We start from the raw sequence: 1,110 nt of genomic DNA, 5'->3' as shown, positions 1-1,110 counted from the left end.
GTCACCAACTGGTACTTCACATCCAGCTTTTTACCAATGGCTTTTTCCAGATTGGCAATGATGTGCTGGCAAATTTCATAGTGGTAGCCCGCATATTTACCGTCGCCCAAGGTGAAGGCGAGTGAGCCCGAAGAGTCACGCACACCTTGTGTAAAGACGCCCGATGCCTTGGCTTTGGCGATGGTGTCGTTTGCCTGTGCAAATGCGCCACCAGCGGCTAAAGCGAGTACCGCGAGGGCGAGCAAATGTTTCTTCATGAAAACTCCAAGTAAATGATAAGAACTACACAACGCAAATTTTAAAGAAACAGGTGCAAGGGATTACCCTCGCGCCCACTCTTGGTGCATGCAGAGCGATCGAAAACAATCGACTTCTGCACAGTATGCAGACTTTGTGCCTGCATGGAAAACAGGCTATTCCGGCCTCACCACCATAGCCTGGAAAATGGTGACCAACTGCGGACTCATGGGCAGATTGATGCTGTCGCCCGAGGGCAAGCGGCGCAGAAACCAACGGGTATAGAAGCGGCCTAAATCGCCCTCCTCTGCCAGTGTGGCGAACGTCTTTGTCACGACCTCCGCCAAGGGCGCATCGCCCTTGCGGTACATGATGCCGTAAGGCTCGTACGACAGAAACTCACCCACTACACCATAGTCAGCCTGCGCCTTGTTCTGCGCCAAAAGCCCGTAGAGCAACACGTCATCCGTGGCGAACGCCTCCACCTTGCCGGATGCCAATTGGGCAAACGACTCGGCATGGTCTCGCGACACTACCAGTTGTAGATTGAGTTTGAACTTCTCGGACAGTTCGCGCAGCGTTTTTTCGTTGGTAGTGCCCGCCGTTACGCCGACACGCTTGCCGACCAGGTCACGGAACGACTTGACCGGCGAGCCGTTCTTGACCAGCAGCTTGGTGCCGGACACAAATGTCGTGGGCGAAAAGCCCACCAGTTTTTGCCGCTCCAGGTTGCTGGTGGTAGAGCCGCATTCCAGGTCCACCTGGCCCGAGGTGACCGCATTGAAGCGAGTCTCGGATGTGACAAGCTGCCATTTGACCAGCAGCTCACGGTCAATTTCCTGGCCAATGGCATCCACCAGTGCCCGGCAGATG

Annotated in this window: 1 protein-coding gene and 1 pseudogene; both read right to left on the bottom strand. The window is 55.1% G+C overall.

Going from position 1 to position 1,110, the window contains the following annotated elements:
- Positions 1-257: pseudogene (locus AC097L_RS25770) on the bottom strand (amino acid ABC transporter substrate-binding protein); the annotation flags it as partial.
- 156 nt (positions 258-413) lie between these two features.
- A partial coding sequence (locus tag AC097L_RS25765; protein ID WP_479589539.1) for an amino acid ABC transporter substrate-binding protein occupies positions 414-1,110 on the bottom strand: 697 nt, incomplete at its 5' end.

The organism is Rhodoferax sp. RT5P35 (assembly GCF_056521385.1).
The sequence above is the reverse complement of the archived record's forward strand: the minus strand, read 5'-3'. Positions and strand labels throughout refer to the sequence as shown.